Genomic DNA, 527 nt, shown 5'->3' on the forward strand with positions numbered 1-527 from the left:
CCATCCCCGGATCGAGGATGAGCCGGTCGGCAGCGACCCCGCTCCGTCGCAAGGCGGAAACCCGCGCCTCGAAGAACCGCACAATCTCGTCGAGCGCGTCTTCGGGTCGAAGGTGACCGGTGCGGGTGGCGATGCCATCCCGCTGCGCTGAGTGCATAACCACCAGCCTGCAGTCCGCCTCAGCAATATCGGGATAGAGCGCAGGGTCAGGAAATCCTTGGATATCGTTCAGGTAGCCCACGCCGCGCTTGAGCGCATAGCGCTGGGTTTCCGGTTGGAAGCTGTCGATTGAAACACGGTGCATCTGATCGGACAGGGCGTCTAAGAGCGGCGCAATACGTCTGATCTCATCGGCCGGCGATACAGGCCTCGCGTCCGGATGGCTGGCGGCCGGTCCGACATCCACGACGTCTGATCCGACTCGCAGCATTTCGATCGCCGCGGTGACAGCGCCGGCGGGGTCTAGCCGCCGGCTCTCATCGAAGAAGGAGTCCTCGGTGAGATTCAGAATGCCGAACACCGTCACC

Annotated in this window: 1 protein-coding gene; it reads right to left on the reverse strand. The window is 63.4% G+C overall.

The window, feature by feature from the left end; translation table 11 throughout:
* Positions 1–526 (reverse strand): dihydropteroate synthase (folP, locus tag H0484_RS15060; protein WP_026013918.1); only part of this gene is annotated, 526 nt, incomplete at its 3' end.
* Position 527: the final 1 nt, after the last annotated feature.

It is taken from the genome of Mesopusillimonas faecipullorum, from assembly GCF_020539505.1.
Classification (GTDB): Bacteria; Pseudomonadota; Gammaproteobacteria; order Burkholderiales; family Burkholderiaceae_B; genus Mesopusillimonas; species Mesopusillimonas faecipullorum.